At 71.1% G+C, this 14,640-nt stretch carries 19 protein-coding genes; 8 read left to right on the forward strand and 11 right to left on the reverse strand.

Annotated elements, in window-relative coordinates; genetic code table 11:
* Positions 1-8: 8 nt before the first annotated feature.
* Entirely contained in the window at positions 9-446 is a 438-nt protein-coding gene (locus H4696_RS42660) for a DoxX family protein (RefSeq protein WP_086859063.1), read from the reverse strand.
* Between the two features lie 114 nt (positions 447-560).
* Between H4696_RS42660 and H4696_RS42665 the strand changes: the two genes are divergently transcribed.
* Positions 561-1,028 carry an NUDIX hydrolase gene (locus tag H4696_RS42665; RefSeq protein ID WP_086859062.1) on the forward strand — a complete coding sequence of 156 codons (468 nt, stop codon included), beginning with the start codon at positions 561-563 and terminating at the stop codon, positions 1,026-1,028.
* On the opposite strand, the gene H4696_RS42670 is transcribed toward H4696_RS42665, so the two are convergent.
* The 5 genes from H4696_RS42670 to H4696_RS42690 form a co-directional block, all read right to left on the reverse strand.
* Positions 1,014-1,661: an HAD family hydrolase gene (locus H4696_RS42670; RefSeq protein ID WP_086859061.1), complete on the reverse strand. Its 648-nt coding sequence runs from the start codon at positions 1,659-1,661 to the stop codon at positions 1,014-1,016. The genes H4696_RS42665 and H4696_RS42670 overlap by 15 nt on opposite strands.
* Positions 1,662-1,689: 28 nt before the next feature.
* Positions 1,690-2,208, reverse strand: a complete 519-nt coding sequence (locus H4696_RS42675; RefSeq protein WP_086859060.1) for an O-acetyl-ADP-ribose deacetylase — start codon at positions 2,206-2,208, stop codon at positions 1,690-1,692.
* A gap of 292 nt (positions 2,209-2,500) precedes the next feature.
* A complete protein-coding gene (locus tag H4696_RS42680) occupies positions 2,501-3,292 on the reverse strand; it encodes an alpha/beta fold hydrolase (RefSeq protein ID WP_086859059.1) in 792 nt (263 codons plus the stop codon).
* Positions 3,289-3,933, reverse strand: coding sequence for a DUF998 domain-containing protein (locus H4696_RS42685; RefSeq protein WP_086859058.1), 645 nt, complete (start codon positions 3,931-3,933; stop codon positions 3,289-3,291). The genes H4696_RS42680 and H4696_RS42685 overlap by 4 nt, the downstream gene beginning before the upstream one ends.
* A 90-nt stretch (positions 3,934-4,023) precedes the next feature.
* Positions 4,024-5,145, reverse strand: coding sequence for a metallophosphoesterase (locus H4696_RS42690; protein WP_225955966.1), 1,122 nt, complete (start codon positions 5,143-5,145; stop codon positions 4,024-4,026).
* 70 nt (positions 5,146-5,215) lie between these two features.
* On the opposite strand from H4696_RS42690, the gene H4696_RS42695 reads away from it, so the two are divergent.
* The 4 genes from H4696_RS42695 (at position 5,216) to H4696_RS42710 (ending at position 8,003) form a co-directional block, all read left to right on the forward strand.
* The gene (locus H4696_RS42695; RefSeq protein WP_086859056.1) at positions 5,216-5,488 is read left to right on the forward strand and encodes a DUF6412 domain-containing protein; all 273 of its coding nucleotides are present in this window, start codon (positions 5,216-5,218) and stop codon (positions 5,486-5,488) included.
* 50 nt (positions 5,489-5,538) lie between these two features.
* Complete coding sequence (locus H4696_RS42700) at positions 5,539-6,204, forward strand: YidC/Oxa1 family membrane protein insertase (RefSeq protein ID WP_338078715.1); 666 nt, start codon at positions 5,539-5,541, stop codon at positions 6,202-6,204.
* Between the two features lie 480 nt (positions 6,205-6,684).
* Positions 6,685-7,152, forward strand: coding sequence for a transposase (locus H4696_RS50465; protein ID WP_225955749.1), 468 nt, complete (start codon positions 6,685-6,687; stop codon positions 7,150-7,152).
* A complete protein-coding gene (locus H4696_RS42710; protein WP_338078697.1) occupies positions 7,149-8,003 on the forward strand; it encodes an IS3 family transposase in 855 nt (284 codons plus the stop codon). The genes H4696_RS50465 and H4696_RS42710 overlap by 4 nt, the downstream gene beginning before the upstream one ends.
* A gap of 230 nt (positions 8,004-8,233) precedes the next feature.
* On the opposite strand, the gene H4696_RS42715 is transcribed toward H4696_RS42710, so the two are convergent.
* Positions 8,234-8,650, reverse strand: coding sequence for a DnaJ family domain-containing protein (locus H4696_RS42715; protein WP_086863582.1), 417 nt, complete (start codon positions 8,648-8,650; stop codon positions 8,234-8,236).
* 60 nt (positions 8,651-8,710) lie between these two features.
* Between H4696_RS42715 and H4696_RS42720 the strand changes: the two genes are divergently transcribed.
* Positions 8,711-9,481: a TetR/AcrR family transcriptional regulator C-terminal domain-containing protein gene (locus H4696_RS42720; RefSeq protein WP_086863581.1), complete on the forward strand. Its 771-nt coding sequence runs from the start codon at positions 8,711-8,713 to the stop codon at positions 9,479-9,481.
* Between the two features lie 55 nt (positions 9,482-9,536).
* Here the strand turns inward: H4696_RS42720 and H4696_RS42725 are convergent, their stop codons facing one another.
* From H4696_RS42725 to H4696_RS42740, 4 genes are all read right to left on the reverse strand, one after another.
* A complete protein-coding gene (locus H4696_RS42725) occupies positions 9,537-10,379 on the reverse strand; it encodes a transposase family protein (RefSeq protein ID WP_086864916.1) in 843 nt (280 codons plus the stop codon).
* Between the two features lie 214 nt (positions 10,380-10,593).
* On the reverse strand, positions 10,594-10,845 hold the full coding sequence (locus H4696_RS42730; RefSeq protein WP_192782833.1) for a hypothetical protein: 252 nt from the start codon (positions 10,843-10,845) through the stop codon (positions 10,594-10,596).
* Positions 10,846-10,850: 5 nt separating this feature from the next.
* Positions 10,851-12,017, reverse strand: coding sequence for a lytic transglycosylase domain-containing protein (locus tag H4696_RS42735; RefSeq protein ID WP_192782834.1), 1,167 nt, complete (start codon positions 12,015-12,017; stop codon positions 10,851-10,853).
* A gap of 194 nt (positions 12,018-12,211) precedes the next feature.
* On the reverse strand, positions 12,212-13,126 hold the full coding sequence (locus H4696_RS42740; protein WP_192782835.1) for a LysR family transcriptional regulator: 915 nt from the start codon (positions 13,124-13,126) through the stop codon (positions 12,212-12,214).
* Between the two features lie 103 nt (positions 13,127-13,229).
* Between H4696_RS42740 and H4696_RS42745 the strand changes: the two genes are divergently transcribed.
* Together H4696_RS42745 and H4696_RS42750 are read left to right on the forward strand one after the other, a co-directional pair.
* Positions 13,230-13,925, forward strand: coding sequence for an SDR family oxidoreductase (locus tag H4696_RS42745; RefSeq protein ID WP_086864887.1), 696 nt, complete (start codon positions 13,230-13,232; stop codon positions 13,923-13,925).
* A 99-nt stretch (positions 13,926-14,024) separates the two neighbouring features.
* Positions 14,025-14,639, forward strand: coding sequence for a hypothetical protein (locus H4696_RS42750; protein WP_225955967.1), 615 nt, complete (start codon positions 14,025-14,027; stop codon positions 14,637-14,639).
* Position 14,640: the final 1 nt, after the last annotated feature.

Here is a 14,640-nt window from a genome sequence, read left to right on the forward strand (position 1 = left end):
GTACGGGTTCAGCGGCGGCGCTTGACGAGCGTGTCCAGGGCGAACCGGCCCGGGCCGATCGCGGCGAACAGCAGGAAGATCCACGCGTAGACCGCGGCGGGCTCGCCCGTGTTCTGCAGCGGCAGCAGGCCCATCGGGGCGTGCACGGTGAAGTAGGCGTAGGCCATCACGCCGGAGAGCAGGATCGCGGCCGGCCTGCTGGCGAGCCCGACGAGCAGCAGCAGGGCGCCCACGAGCTCGAAGACGCTGCCCCACCAGCCGGGGAACGAGCCGAACGGGACGCCGCCGCCCTGGCCGTCGATGCCACCGAAGAAGCCGAATCCCTGCAAGCCGTGGAAGCCGAACAGGAACGAGATCACGATCCGGCTCGCGCCGGTGACGATGCCGGCGACCTGGGTCTTCTTGGCGGCGGTGGTCTGGGTTTCGCGGGCGATGGTGGTGGTCATTGCGGGGTTCCTTCCCTGGGTTCTTCCTTGCCTTCTGCCTACGCGTCGAGTGGCTTCTCCCCGGATCGACAACCCCGGCGGATTTTTTTCCGCGGGTTTGGGCAGACTGGGCGGATGGCGGGCAAACGCAGTGCCGGGCTCCTGCTCCACCGCGGGCGGGGCGAGGCCCTCGAAGTGCTTCTCGGGCACATGGGCGGGCCGTTCTGGGCGAAGAAGGACGCGGCGGCGTGGTCGCTGCCGAAGGGCGAGCTGGAGCCGGACGAGGAGCCGGAGGCCGCGGCGCGGCGCGAGTTCGCGGAGGAGCTGGGCTTGCCGGCGCCGTCCGGCGAGTACGTCCCGCTCGGCGAGGTGAAGCAGTCGGGCGGCAAGGTCGTCACGGCGTGGGCGGTGGCCGGCGACCTCGACCCGGCGGCGGTGGTGCCGGGGACGTTCACCATGGAGTGGCCGCCGCGCTCGGGCCGGCAGCAGGAGTTCCCCGAGGTGGACCGGGTCGCGTGGTTTTCGCTGGCGGAGGCCCGGGAGAAGCTGGTGAAGGGCCAGCTGCCGTTCCTGGACCGGCTGCTGGCGTCAGTCGCCGAGTAGCGCCTCGAGCGGTTTCGCGGCGAAGGACGGCAGCACGACGTCGGCCTGCCCGAAGTCGAGGCTCTCGGTGATGGCGTTCGGCACGGCGACGCACGTCAGTCCGGCGGCCTTGGCCGCGGTGACCCCGTGCGGGGTGTCCTCGAAGGCGATGGTCTCACTCGCGGTTGTTTCGAGGGCGGCCAGCGCGGCGAGGTAGAGGTCGGGGTCGGGCTTGGCCTTGTGCCGGTCCCCGGTGAGGACGGCGTCGAAGTACCGCGCGATGCCGAGCCGTTCGAGGTGCGGGTTCACCCAGGCCCCGGACGAGCTGGAGGCGACGGCGAGCTTGAGGCCGTGCTCCTTGGCGGTCTCGAGGTAGGTCTCGACGCCTTCGCGGGGGCCGAGGCTCTCGAGGAGCTCGTAGACCCGGGCCTTGGACTTCGGGCGCAGCGCTTCGGGGTCGATGCCGGGCGCGTGCTCGGCGAGCAGGGCGAACATGGCGGGCGTGGTGTGCTGGGTGCCGATGACGGCGTACCAGGCTTCGAGCGGGAGCTCACTCCCGTGCGCGCGGAAGACCTCTTGCCAGGACTGGAGGACGGCGGACTCGGTGTCGGCGAGCGTGCCGTCGAAGTCGAAAACCAGGGCGCGGGTGGGCACGGTTGCACCCTGCCCGGTGGGTGATCGGTCAGGCAAGTGGGGTGTGACGAGCCTCGAAGGCCCGCATCGCCTGTTCCCCGCGGAGGGCGAAGACGATCTCCTCGATGCCGCCGGGATCGGCCTGGCTGACGGTGCCGAGCGCGATCTCGGCGGCCGAGTCGAGGGGCCAGCGGTAGATGCCGGTGGAGATGGCGGGGAAGGCGACGGTCTTGGCGCCCAGGTCGTTCGCGACTTTCAGGGCGTTGCGGTGGCAGTCGGCGAGCAGCCCGGACCGGTCTTCGGTGGCCGACCAGACAGGGCCGACGGTGTGCACGACCCACTTGGCGGGCAGCCTACCGGCGGTGGTGGCGACCGCTTGGCCGGTCTTGAGGCCCTTCCCGTAGTGCCCGGCCCGCAGCTTCCGGCACTCGGCGAGGATCTCGGGGCCACCCTTGCGGTGGATGGCGCCGTCGACCCCGCCGCCGCCGAGGAGCGAGGAGTTGGCGGCGTTGACGACGACGTCGACCTCGAGGGTGGTGATGTCGGCGTCGAGGATCCGGATGCGCATGGGGTGATCTTCCCGGACAGAATGAGTTCGTGCTGCCGGATTCGTCGTCGGGGAGCGCGCTCGGACCCGTGCCGGACGACGAGCCCGATCCGCAAAGTCGCGTGGCCAGGGCACTCCGCCGCCGGTGACCCGCTCGCCCCAACGTCTTGAATGAGTCATTCAGGACCTCCGAAGACCTGAATGACTCATTCAAGACGCCGGCGCACCGCTGCGGACCGCACCGACCCGACCTTGCCGGGACCCTGACCTCTGGTGTCCATGCCGGACGTCGAAGCCGACTTCGATACCGGCCCTAGCCCAGGAAGAACTTCGTCAGCACCGGGGCCAGTGCCGCCGCCTTCACGATGTGCGTCTCGCCAGGCAGGGTCGTGTACTCCGCCGACGGCAGCACCTTCGCCAGCGATGACACCCCGTTGCGCATCCACTCCGGGCTCCGGCCGCCGTCGATGGCCAGGGTCGGGATCGTCACCTCCGGCCACGACGGCGTCAGGGGCTCGCCCGCCTGGCGGTTGCCCACCAGCGCCGTGTCGTACGGGAGCGTGTGGGCCACCTTCTTGAGCTTGGACCAGAACGGCATGATCCGCATCATCGCCACCGTCGCCTTGCCCAGGCCGACGCCTTCGGTCATGAACATCTTGACCGCCTTGCCGCGCTTGCCCTCGGCGAGCGCCGCGTCGAGGCGGGCCGGGTAGTCGGCCGGGACGCGGGGGCGGGTGGCGTCCACCACGAACGGGGGTTCGTACAGCGCCAGCTTCGGTGCGGGGAGAGTGCGGGCCGCTTCGAGGGCCAGTGCCGCGCCCGAGGAGATGCCGAACAGGAACGCTTCGCCGCCCGCTTCCTTCAGCAGCGCGGCGAGGTCCTCGACCTCGCGGTCGATCGTGTAAGGGCCGGTGTCGGTGCTTTCGCCGCGGCCCCGGCGGTCGTACGTGTACACGGTTAAGTGCGCGGACAGCTCCTTCGCGAGCGCGTCGTTCGGGGACGAGCCGCGGTAGCACATCGCGCCGTCGACCAGGACGAGCGCGGGGCCGGTGCCCGTGCGGGAGTACGCGATCTTCGTGCCGTCGGCGGAAGTCGTCGTGGTCATCGGGTCTCTCCTCGCGGCATCAGGTGGGCGGACGTCGTGGCGAGCCAGGTCCAGGCGAGCGCCACGGCCGCCCAGAAACCGAGGATGACGGCCGGGCTCGCCGAGCCGGACGCTACGCCGCCGAAGCCTACGAGGAACAGCACGCCGGTGAGCCGCGAGTACCACGCCCGGGCCGGCGGCAGGTGCGAGCCGATCGCGAAGCAGGCCCCGACCAGCGCGGCGAAGCCGACGCCGCCGCAGGCGAAGTGCAGCATGCCGTGCCAGCTCACCGACGCCGGCGGTCCGGCGGGCGTGCCCAGCGGGAAGCCGTCCTGCGGGTCGGCGCGGAAGATGCCCGCCAGGATCAGGCTGACGCCGTAGACCGCGAGCAGCCTCGGCCCCCATCTGCCGGGCAGGCCGCGGCGGAGGCCGGCCGCGGCGGCGAGCGTCAGCAGGCCCGTGACGACGAAGTTCGCGATCTGGACGAAGCCGAGCGAGCCGTTCGCCAGGATGCTCGCTGGGTGGCGCGTGAAGTCGAAGCCGGCGCGGGTGAGGCCTTGGAGGACGCCGACGCCGACGAAGACGGGTCCGGCGAGGATTCCGCAGGTCAGCAGCGTGCGGCTTGGCGTGGTGGTGTGGGCGGGAAGCGCTGTGGTGGTCATGCGGACAGCCTGACACCCGACCATTCGAGCTGTCAAGACAAAAAAAGTTGTCGGTGGTGCCGGTCAGGACGGCGCACTGCCGGTAAGGCGTCAGCCGCGGCGCAGGGTGAGGAGCGTGATCTCGCTGGGTGCGAAGACGCGGAACGGCGGACCCCAGAACCCGGTGCCGCGGCTGTTGTACAGCTGGGTCGGGCCGTGCCGGGTCAGGCCGGAGAGCGTCGGCTGGTCGAGGCGCACCAGGAGGTGGAACGGCCAGATCTGGCCGCCGTGCGTGTGGCCCGAGATCTGCAGGTCGACGTCGGCCTCGCGGGCCTCGCGCACCTGCTTCGGCTGGTGTGCCAGCAGCACCACCGGGACGTCGTCGGGGCGGCCGTCGAGCGCTGCGGGCAGGTCGGGGCCGTGGCCGGGCAGGCCGGACGAGGTGCCGGTCGGGTCGTCGATGCCGGCGAACAGGATCCGGTCGCCGCCGCGCTCGATGAGCGTCGAACGGTTGTGCAGCGTGTCCCAGCCGAGCCCTTCCATGTGGTCGAGCCATGCCTGGGCTTCGCCGAAGTACTCGTGGTTGCCGGTGATGTAGAAGCGCCCGAGCGCGGCCTGGACGCCGCCGAGCGGGTCGACCTGCTTGCGGCGCTTGGCCACCGCGCCGTCGGCGAGGTCGCCGGCGTGGCAGACGACGTCCGCCTCCAGGGCGTTCACCGCCGCGACGACCTGCTCCGACCACTTCGTCCGGTCGATCGGCCCGAAGTGGGTGTCGGTCAGCACGGCGACGGTCAGCCCGTCGAGACCCGGCCCGAGGCGCGGGATGACGACGTCGGTCCGCTTCACCGGCGGCACGCGCATGGCGACGCGGTTGCCGTGCACGAGCAGGCCGGCGGCCACCAGCACGGTTGCGCCAGCGACGATCCGCGACCGCAGCGGGTCGTCGACGCCGAGCAGCGCGACGCGCAGCACCAGGCTCAGGATCGACCAGCTGAACAGCACCCAGATCACGGCGAGCAGCGAGTCGCCGAGGCGCGCGGAGGCGTCGCTCTGGCGCTTGGAATGGCCGCGGAACATCGCGACCGGCATCGTGACCAGGCCCGCCGCCAGCACGACGGTGCCGGCGATCGTGCCGGCCAGGCCCCACTCCGGCGCCAGGACGAGCGTCCACCACGGGACGCCGAACAGCAGGAGCATGGCCAGGATCGGCACGACGACGAGTTGCCCTCTCATCGAACCAGGTTACAGCCCATCGGGCTGTTAGCCTTTTTCGCTACTCTGGTGGGGAAGGAAGGGGGCGTCCGTGCACACACTGCTGCAGCTGGCGTTCCCGGTGCTGACCGGCCCGACCGCGCTGGTCGCCTTCGCCTCCCTCGCCGCCGCGAGCCTCCTGGTCGTGCTGCTGGTCGGCAGCACGCACCGCAGCGAACTCGCGCTGTGGTCGGCGCCGGTGCGCAGCCGCGTCACCGCGTTGCGCCGCCGGGCCCGCCGCGCCGAGTCGATCCGGCTCCGCGATCCCGGCCGGCCCGGCCGCAGCAGGCCACGAGCACCCGGTTCCCGCAGCACGGCTGCGTAGTTCCGGTACGCAGCCATTCCGCCTGCCCCCATTCCTTCCACTCGTGCGGAGTGCTGCCCGTGTTCGGTTTTCTCGACGTGCCCGTTTCCGGCGCGTACCACCTGATCCACGCCCTCACCGGCCCGCTTTCGACGGCGCTGGCCATCGTCGTGTTCACCCTCGGCGTGCGGCTCCTGCTGCACCCGCTCGCCCGGTCGGCGGCCCGCGGCGAGCGAGCCAGGGCCACCCTGCTGCCGGAACTGCGTGCGCTGCGGGAGAAGCACGGCGACGACCGCGACCGGCTGGCCGCGGAGATGACGAAGCTGCAGCAGGAGGCCGGGACGTCGCTGTTCGTCGGCTGCCTGCCGATGTTGTTGCAGTTGCCGTTCTTCACGATCATGTACCGGCTCTTCACGACCCCGGTGATCGGCGGCGAGCCCAACTCGCTGCTCGGCGCGACGCTGTTCGGGACGCCGCTGGGCGCGCACGGCCTGGCCGGCAGTCCGCTGGTGTTCGTGATCGCGGCCGGGCTCGCGGTCGTGGCGTGGTTTTCGGTCCGCTGGCAGGACCGCCACCGCGATGCGACTCCCGACGTCCCGGGCGGCAAGTTCCTGCGGCTGCTGCCGTACGGCACGGTGCTCGCGACGCTGGTCCTGCCCCAGGCCGCCGGGCTCTACCTGCTCACGACGACGGCGTGGACCGCGGCCGAGCGGGCGCTCCTACGACGCGGCTCGTAGGCCATGAGGGGCACCATCACGGACACAAGGGCCAGGGCTCCGGCAAAGTCAAGATGGCGTTCCTGTCCGGTACAGCGACCGCCGGCAGCCCGCAAGGTCATGAACGAGTCGCTCACCGCGTCCCACGTCAGGGCTTCGGGCAAAGTCAGGTCAGGGGCGGCTGGCGGATGCGCCCCAATGTGGCGTTGGGTGCGTCCAGCGCACCGAACGCCACATTGGGTGCATCCGGGACCAGAACACCAGACCCAGCAGCCACAACGGTCACCGCCCGCAAGGTCATGAACGAGTCGTTCACCTCGCCGGTCGTCAGGGCCCCGGCAAAGTCGCGGCGGTCCGGCGCCGGCGCCCGGTTGCGCCGCCCGGCGGCGCCCTGAAGGGGACTTTCCTGTCGTCTCATCACAGTGAACCGCTCCCCGGAAGTTGGACTGGGAATCCAGTTCCGACTTTCCGGGGAGCGGTTTGGTGTATCCAGGAAGTTCGTTGTCTGAGCAGCAGCGGGAGTCCGCTGTTGCGTTGTTCGAGGCCGGGTATGGCGCGAAGGTGGTCGCGACCCGGTTGGGCGTGTCGCCGATGGCGGTGCGACGCTTGCGTGATCGTTGGAGGTTGCGGAGCGCGGGAGCGCTGATGAGGGAGCCGGGTAAGCGGTCGTTCACCTTCGAGTTCAAGCGTGAGGTCGTGCGCCGGTTCGTCGATGGTGAGGCGTCGGCGATGGAGCTGGCGCGTGAGCATGATCTGTCGTCGCCGAAGCTGCTGGAAAACTGGGTCAGGGTGTACCGGCGTGAGGGCGAGGACGCGTTGCGGCCCAAGCCGAAAGGCCGGCCGGGCAAGCCGGTTGACCCAGCCGGGCTCAGCGAGCTGGATCGCCTGCGGCAGGAGAACCTGGAGTTGTCGGCGAAGGTGGCGTTGCTGGAAAAATTGCGGGCCTTGAAGGAGCAGGGGCGAGGGTGAAAACCCAGGTCATCGCCACCCTCAAGGCCGAGTATCCGCTGGCGGTGCTGCTGGCGGCCGCCGGGCTGGCACGCTCGACGTTCTTCTACCACCAGGCCCGGCTGACCCGGCCCGACCCGCAGGTCGAGCTGAAGGCGGCGGTCACCGAGCAGTTCGAGGCCGCCCGCGGCCGCTACGGGCATCGGCGTGTGCACGCGATGCTGCGCCGCGGGGGCTGGCGGGTAGCCAAGAAGACGGTGTTGAAGCTGATGAACATGCTGGGCCTGTTCTGCCAGGTCCGGCGGCCGCGCCGCTATCGGTCCTGGCTCGGGCAGATCGGCACGGTCGCGGCCAACGTGCTGAATCGCCAGTTCACCGCGGCGGCTCCGGACACGAAATGGGTCACCGACGTGACCGAGTTCCGTATCGGCGACCGCAAGGTCTACCTGTCCCCGGTGATCGACTTGTTCGACCGATCCGTGATCGCCTACAGCCATGGCCCGTCCCCGAGTTTGGAACTGACGAACTCGTCGCTGCGCGCGGCGATCGCGACCCTCGACGGCGCCGCCAGGCCGTTGGTGCACTCCGACCAGGGGTTCCAGTACCAGCACGTCTCCTGGCGGAGGTTGATCGAGGACGCGGGCCTGGCCCAGTCGATGTCCCGGCGAGCGAACTGCCTGGACAACTCCATGGCCGAGAACTTCTTCGGTCATTTGAAGGAAGAACTGTTCCACCACAACAGCTTCGACACCGTCGAGGAGTTCACCGCCGAGCTGGACGAGTACATCGACTGGTACAACACGATCCGCATCTCGACCACGCTTGAAGGCCTGAGCCCGGCCGAATACCGAGCCCAGGCCCTCAAGCCCTAGCTTTACCTAGCCAGTCCAACTTCCAGGGGTCAGTTCACAGGAAAGTCCCCTTCAGCGCATCACATGAGATGAACGTCCCCTTCAGGGCGGCGGGACGGGCGCGACTTTGCCGGAGCCCTGTCGCCAGACGTCATGAACGACCCGTTCATGACGACCGGCGACGCCGGGCAGACAGCGCCCGACTTTGCCGGGACCCTGGACATGAGAGCCATGAGGGTGCCCCTCATGACCTACCCGGCAGCGGCTCGTAACCGGCGCCAGTTCTGGACGGCTTCCTCGACGTCCACCAGCGCCACCGTCAGCGGCGGTCCGGTGTGGTGGTTGAGGTAGGCCTGCCGGATCCGCTCGTTGAGGTCGGTCACGACTTCCCGCACCCGCGCTTCGGCGCGCTCGGCGGCGAGCGTCGCCGGCAGGTCCTGGACTTCGCGTTTGAGCGCGAGCGCCGGCGGCAGCAGTGCCTTCGTGTCGTGGCCGCCCTTGCGGACTTCGCGCAGGACCCAGTCGGTCGCCGCGTCGTTGCCGGTCGGTTTCGGCAGTGGCTTGCCGGTGCCGGGCAGGTCGTCGAAGGCGCCGCGGTCGCGGGCCTCTTCGAGCTGCCGGTCCACCCACCAGCGGAAGGAGACCTTGGGCGGCTTGCGTCGGTTCATCGGCTCACACCCCCTCGCTGCTCTCCAGGGTAATCTCCGGGGGAGGAGCGAGGGGACCGCATGACCGTCGAACGCAGTGGCGCCGATGACGTCGACCGCACACTCGCGCTGCTCTGGCGCGCTCGCGGCGGCACTTCCGAACCGACGAGGGGGCGGCGCCCGACGCTGACGGTGGAGCGGATCGTCGCCGCCGCGATCGCGGTCGCGGACGCCGACGGGCTGGCCGCCGCGTCGATGCACCGGGTCGCCAAGGAACTCGGCGCCGGCACCATGACGCTGTACACCTACGTGCCCGGCAAGGCCGAGCTGGTGGACCTGATGGTCGACGACGTCCTCGTCGAGCGGCGGCTGCCGGGGCCGGGCGAACCGCGTTCCGGTGATTGGCGCGAGCAGGTGGCGCTCTACGCCGAACGGACCAGGGCGGCCTACCGCGCCCACCCGTGGCTGTGCGAGGTTTCGCGGGTCCGGCCGCCGCTGGGCCCGGGGCAGCTGGCCGGCCAGGAGTACCTGCTGTCCATTGTGGACGCACTCGGGCTGCCGCCGCGGCAGGCGGTCGCCGCGGCCAACGCGATCGGCACCTACGTCGACGCGAACGCCGCGCTCGGCGCGGAGAACACCCGGCTCGAGCGCAGCACGGGCCAGTCGACGGAGGCTTGGTGGCACCAGCGGTCGTCGTTCTGGGAGGACTACTTCGTGGTCGACGCGCACCCGGCGATGAACCGGATCTGGCTGGGTGGCGGGTTTGACCAGAGCGCCGAGGCGCAGGGTGACAAGGGGTACGAGTTCGGGTTGAACCGCATGCTCGACGGGATCGAGGCTCTGGTCGGTTAATGTCACGCGTCGAAAGTTGGTTGACGCTCGGGCCGAGCGCCCCAATGAGGTTTTCTCAGTAGCGTCCGTGGTGTTCGTGGTGGGTGAGGACGAGGGCTGCTTGGACGATGGTGCCGATGCGGTGTGGGCAGAGGCTGATGCGGTGTAGGGCTGACCAGCGGGTTTTGAGGATGGCCATGGCGCGTTCGCCGAGGGCGCGGGCTCGGGATTGCAGCTGGTTGTAGACCCGTTGGCGGAGGTGGAGGGGTGGTTGGCCGGCGGCTTTCTTGACCGGGGTGTAGATGCCGATGCCGGCGGAGTGGTAGGCCTTGTCGGCCAGGGTGGGCAGGCCGTGGGCTGCGGCGGCGGTTAACGCGCCGATGATGTCGAGGTCGCGGGCGGCGGAGAGGTCGTTGCGGGAGCCGGGCAGCACCGGGGAGACCCACAGCGGGAATCCGTCGGCGCTGGCCAGGAACTGGATGTTTCCGCCGAAGGCTCGGTGTTTGCCCGAGTACCACAGGTGCACGGTCCGGCCGCGGTTCTTGCCTTTGGTTTTGGTCGTGGTCGCCGCGACCCGGTCGCAGGAGATGAGGCTGCCGTCGAGGATCACGTGGGTGTCACCCCGGGCGCGGCGGTCGGCCAGGACTTGGTGCAGGTCCGGGGCTTGGGCGGCGAGGGCGGTGATGGCTTCGTGCAGGTAGCGGTAGGCGGTGGCGGTGCTGATGTGGTGGTCGGTGGCCAGCCGGTGCACGGGGGTGGCGTCGCGGAACCAGCGCAGCGCCAGGACCGCGTGCCGGTAGGGGGTCAGGGCGCGCCGGCCGCGGCGGGTGCCGCGCCGCAGCCGCTCGGTCTGCAGGACACGGGCAACGAACCAGACCAGCTCGCGCGCCACGTCGAGGGTGGCGCCATAATTGATCACGTGGGGCCTCTGGAACCTCGGACTTGATCTTCGCAAATCCAGTCCTACCAGGGGCCCCACGCCTATTCGCGGAACCACACCGCTACTGAGAAAACCTCAATGTGGCGTTCGGTGCGTCCAGTGCACCCAATGTGGCGTTCGGTGCGTCAGACGCAACCAACGCCACATTGGGGCGCACGCCGGGCTGCCGTCGACGAACATCGGACGCGCGACACTAGCGGCGGCTGCGCCACCTCAACCGGCGCCGCTCCTGGCGGGGCACTTCCGCCGTCGAGTCACCGCGCAGCAAATCGCGGCACACCGGGTCGAAACGGCCGGGGGCCTCGATCATCGGGGCCGCCAGCACCAGGTGGCCGCACACCGCGCGGAATCGCCCGTCGTGCCGGCCCGCCGCGAACTCTTCTTCGGTGACGGCGTGGGTGTAACCGTCGGTGTCGCAGCGGATGTGCACCAGGAACGGCTCCACCGGGCTCAGCCCGCCGGGGTCGTCGAGGTGGTTTCGGTCGGGGTGGCCGCCGAGTCGGCCGGGGTGGTGCCGGCCGTCGTCGGCGTCGGGGTGGTGCTCGTCGTCGACGGGGGCGGCGTGCTGGTGGACGTCGGCGGCGGCGTCGTCGGGTCCGTGGTCGGGGTGGTCGGCTTGGTGGTCGGGCTGGTCGGCGACGTCGGGGACGTCGGCGTGGTGCTGCCCGGCGGCGTCGACGTGCCCGGCAGCGAGCCCGGCGGCTGGGCGGTCACCGGCGGCGCGGGCGGCGCCGGGACGCCGACCGGGGCACCCGCCGCGGCGGCGTCCGGGGCGTCGGGCGCGCCGATCGGCACCTGGCTGTCGGGGAGCTGGGCGACGCCGCCGCGGTAGGCCGCGGCCCACGCCATCACCGTGTCCACATAGGACTGCGAGTTGTTGTAGCGGCGCACGGCGATGCGCTGTCCCGCGTCGGTCGAGAGGTCCAGCCCGCCCGAGCACAGGTAGCGCGCGGTGGCCAGTGCCTCGTCGTAGATGTTGTTCGGGTTCGACACGCCGTCGCCGTTGCCGTCGGAGGCGTAGCCGCGCCACGTCGACGGGATGAACTGCGTCGGGCCGACCGCGCGGTCCCACACGGCGTCGCCGTCGTACTTGCCGCCGTCGGTGTCCGGGATCGCCGCGAACGCGCCGGCGCCGTTGAGTACCGGGCCGAGGATCGGTTCGAGGGTGTCGCCCTTGGCGTTGACGTACCCGCCGCGGGCGTGGTTCGACTCGATCCGGCCGATGCTCGCGATCAGCGCCCAGTCCAGGTGGCAGTTCGGCTGCTCCTTGGCCAGGATGTCGGCCGCGTTCTGGTACGCCTTCAGCATGCTGCCCGGGATGCCGAGCGGGCCGGAGATGCCCGCCGAGCCCGCCCGCCCGCCCGGCACGACCAGCGGCGTGGGCAGCGGGGGCTGGGGGAGGCTGCCGTCGACGGCGATGGGCGGCATGACGATGTTCGGCGGCTGCAGCGGCGCGGCCTGGTCCGGGAGGAGGGCGTTGCCGGTGTCGGCGACCACGACCGGCGTGGGCAGGCCGGTGGTCAGCGTCGGCAGCACGACGAGTGCGCCGCCCGCGAGCGCGGCCGCGGCGCGGCGGACCGCCCGCGAGCTCTTGCGACGTGGCCGGTGCTTCGGCATGGTCGTCCCCGCTTCCCTCGATCTTCGCTGATCGCCTCACCCGATCGGTCCTGCCCACCGGTACTGACCGGTAGGAGCAAGCTATCCGATGGAAGCAAACTTTGGCGAATGGCACAGCGAAATCCGGCCCTCGCGGAGAAGTTCGTCCTGATGGCACAAAACCTTCGTAGGGAATCTGTCACATTCACCAGGACTTAACGGGGCGCTGAGGACAGTTTGTCGAGCAGGGCGCCGGGGACGGTGATCCCGCGCTGCGCCACGTCCGAGGAAAACCGCCGGACGAGCGAATCCGACGGCGTCGCCGTGAACACCACGACTTCGCGGTGCAGAGCCGGCTTCAGCCGGCGCAGCGCACCGGCGAAGGTCCGGGTGAGCGCGGTCGTCGGCACCAGTGCCAGGCCGAGGCCCGCCGCGGCGAGCTGAGCGGCCGTCGACGCCTGTTTGGTCCGCATCACCGCGGTCAGCACGGCGCCGCGCTCGGCCGCCTGTTCGTCGAGCCAGCCGCCGAGGCCGTTGTCGGGGTGGTAGTGCACCACCGGCTGCCCGGCGAGGTCGGTCATCGCCACCGCCGTCCGGGTGGCCAGCGGGTGGTCCGCGGCCAGCGCCACGACGACCTCCTCGCGCCCGACCACCTCGACCGGCCCGGTCCAGCGGCTCGGCCGCGGCCCGGCGGCGACGTCGGCCTCACCCGACTCCAGTGCTCTGACCAGCGCGTCCGCGCTCGTGGTTTCGGTCAGCGTGATCAGCACTTCCGGGCGGTGGCGGTGCCACGCCCGCAGCACGGGGGCGAGGAGCCCGGCGGTCATGGTCTCCGCGCACGCGACGCGCAGGGTGCCCGCGCCGCCGCCGGCCACCGCGCGCCCGGTCCGGACCACCCGTTCGGCGGCGGCGAGGGCCGCCCGCGCGTCGGCCAGGACCGCGCGCCCCGCGGCGGTCGGGCGCACCCCGCGCGGCAGCCGTTCGAGCACCGGCGCGCCCAGTTCGCGTTCCAGCGCGCCGATCTGGTGGGACAGCGCGGGTTGCGAGAGGTGCAGCCGCGCGGCCGCCTCGGTGATCGATCCCGCGTCCAGGACCGCGACCAGGCACTCGAGCGCACGCAACGTAGGCATTCGCCGATTTTATCGCAACCATCGAAAACATCGGGATCAGGACGGGATTGCTCACGGCCCGGCGAGCGCTGAACGACGTGTGCGAGACGAAAGGAGCACGGGAATGTCGTTCGAGGGAAAGCGCTTGGTCGTCGTGGGCGGCGGTTCGGGAATCGGCCGCCGGATCGCGGCGGACGCGCGCGCGGCGGGTGCCGAGGTCACGCTGGCCGGCCGGAATCCGGCGGGGTTCACCGAGCCGGGGGTGCGTGCCGCATTCGCGGATCTGAGCGAGGAATCGTCGCTGAAAGCGCTTGCCGAGGAGGCCGGCGAAGTCGATTACCTGGTCACGCTCGCGGCGGCGCCGGCGAACGGTCCGATCACGACACTGGCGCGCGACGCGGTCACCCGGGCGTTCGAAGCGAAGGTGATCGGGCCGCTGCTGCTGGCCAAGCACTTCGCCCCGCGGTTCCGTGAAGGTGGGGCCATGGTGCTGTTCTCCGGGGTCGCCGCCTGGCGGCCGGCGCCGGAGCGGACGGTCATGGCCACGGCGAACGGCGCGGTCGCGTTCCTCGCGGAGGCGCTCGCGGTCGAGCTGGCGCCGATCCGGGTCACCGCGATCTCACCGGGCATCGTGGACTCGGGCGCGTGGGATCGCCTGGGAGAAGCGAAGGACGCGTTGTTCCGGCGGACGGCGGAAGCGAACCCGGCGCGCCGCGTCGGCCGGCTCGAAGACGTTTCGGCGGCCACTCTCCAGGTGCTGCTGAACCCGTTCGTCACCGGCACGGTGCTGCATGTGGACGGTGGTGGCCGGCTCGCCTGAACTCAGGGTGAGCAAGCCTTTACAGGAACGGTGACCATTCCTATGATCGGCCGACCGGTGCCGCCGCCGCGGTCCGGTCGGCCCGAGGTGGAGGGTTTGATGGCACGTAGGGCGCCGCGCCGGGAGCACGTCACCGTCGCCGAGCTGCTGGTTCGGACCACCGCACCGCACGACCCGGGGACGCGGGCGCGGCACCGGGAGAAACCGCAGGTCTTGCGCTCGCTCGCCCGGCTGCGCGTGGTCTCGGTGGTCGCCGGGGCGCTGGCGCTGACCGGCGGGGTCGGGGCGGCGGTGTCGATGCCGGTGGAGCGCGGCGCGGGCGCGTCCTGGCCCCCGGTGGGACTGGAACCCCCGCCGATCGCGCTGATCCCGTTGCCCGCCGACGTCGCGGTGCCGTCTCCTCGGGGCGCTGCGGAATCCGTGGCGCCGTCCGTGAAACCCGCCGAGGTTTCCCCGGGGACGGCCACGCCGAATTCGAATTCCGGAATTTCGCCGGGATATCGCGGAACTCTCGCGCGTGCGGTCAAAGTCGTCGGCAAGGTGAAACCGAAACCCCAACCGCGGCACGCCGCGCCGGTCCGCCACGAAATCCCGGACGTGCCGGTCTGGTCGCGCGGCCGGGCACCGGCCCCCGACCGGCAAGCGGCTTGGACCGGCCGCCACCGCGGCGGCGGGCACCACGAGTGCGGTGGCGGCGGCCGGCACCGCCGCTGAA

It is taken from the genome of Amycolatopsis lexingtonensis, assembly GCF_014873755.1.
Lineage (GTDB): Bacteria > Actinomycetota > Actinomycetes > Mycobacteriales > Pseudonocardiaceae > Amycolatopsis > Amycolatopsis lexingtonensis.

Excerpts from the sequence above, each read along its gene's own strand:
- H4696_RS42685 (WP_086859058.1), bottom strand. The coding sequence starts at position 3,933 with ATGACCACCACAGCGCTTCCCGCCCACACCACCACGCCAAGCCGCACG.
- H4696_RS42735 (WP_192782834.1), bottom strand. The coding sequence starts at position 12,017 with ATGCCGAAGCACCGGCCACGTCGCAAGAGCTCGCGGGCGGTCCGCCGC.
- H4696_RS42680 (WP_086859059.1), bottom strand. The coding sequence starts at position 3,292 with ATGACCACGACGACTTCCGCCGACGGCACGAAGATCGCGTACTCCCGC.
- H4696_RS42665 (WP_086859062.1), top strand. The coding sequence starts at position 561 with ATGGCGGGCAAACGCAGTGCCGGGCTCCTGCTCCACCGCGGGCGGGGC.
- H4696_RS42740 (WP_192782835.1), bottom strand. The coding sequence starts at position 13,126 with ATGCCTACGTTGCGTGCGCTCGAGTGCCTGGTCGCGGTCCTGGACGCG.
- H4696_RS42720 (WP_086863581.1), top strand. The coding sequence starts at position 8,711 with ATGACCGTCGAACGCAGTGGCGCCGATGACGTCGACCGCACACTCGCG.
- H4696_RS42660 (WP_086859063.1), bottom strand. The coding sequence starts at position 446 with ATGACCACCACCATCGCCCGCGAAACCCAGACCACCGCCGCCAAGAAG.
- H4696_RS42690 (WP_225955966.1), bottom strand. The coding sequence starts at position 5,145 with ATGAGAGGGCAACTCGTCGTCGTGCCGATCCTGGCCATGCTCCTGCTG.
- H4696_RS42750 (WP_225955967.1), top strand. The coding sequence starts at position 14,025 with ATGGCACGTAGGGCGCCGCGCCGGGAGCACGTCACCGTCGCCGAGCTG.
- H4696_RS42745 (WP_086864887.1), top strand. The coding sequence starts at position 13,230 with ATGTCGTTCGAGGGAAAGCGCTTGGTCGTCGTGGGCGGCGGTTCGGGA.
- H4696_RS42715 (WP_086863582.1), bottom strand. The coding sequence starts at position 8,650 with ATGAACCGACGCAAGCCGCCCAAGGTCTCCTTCCGCTGGTGGGTGGAC.
- H4696_RS42675 (WP_086859060.1), bottom strand. The coding sequence starts at position 2,208 with ATGCGCATCCGGATCCTCGACGCCGACATCACCACCCTCGAGGTCGAC.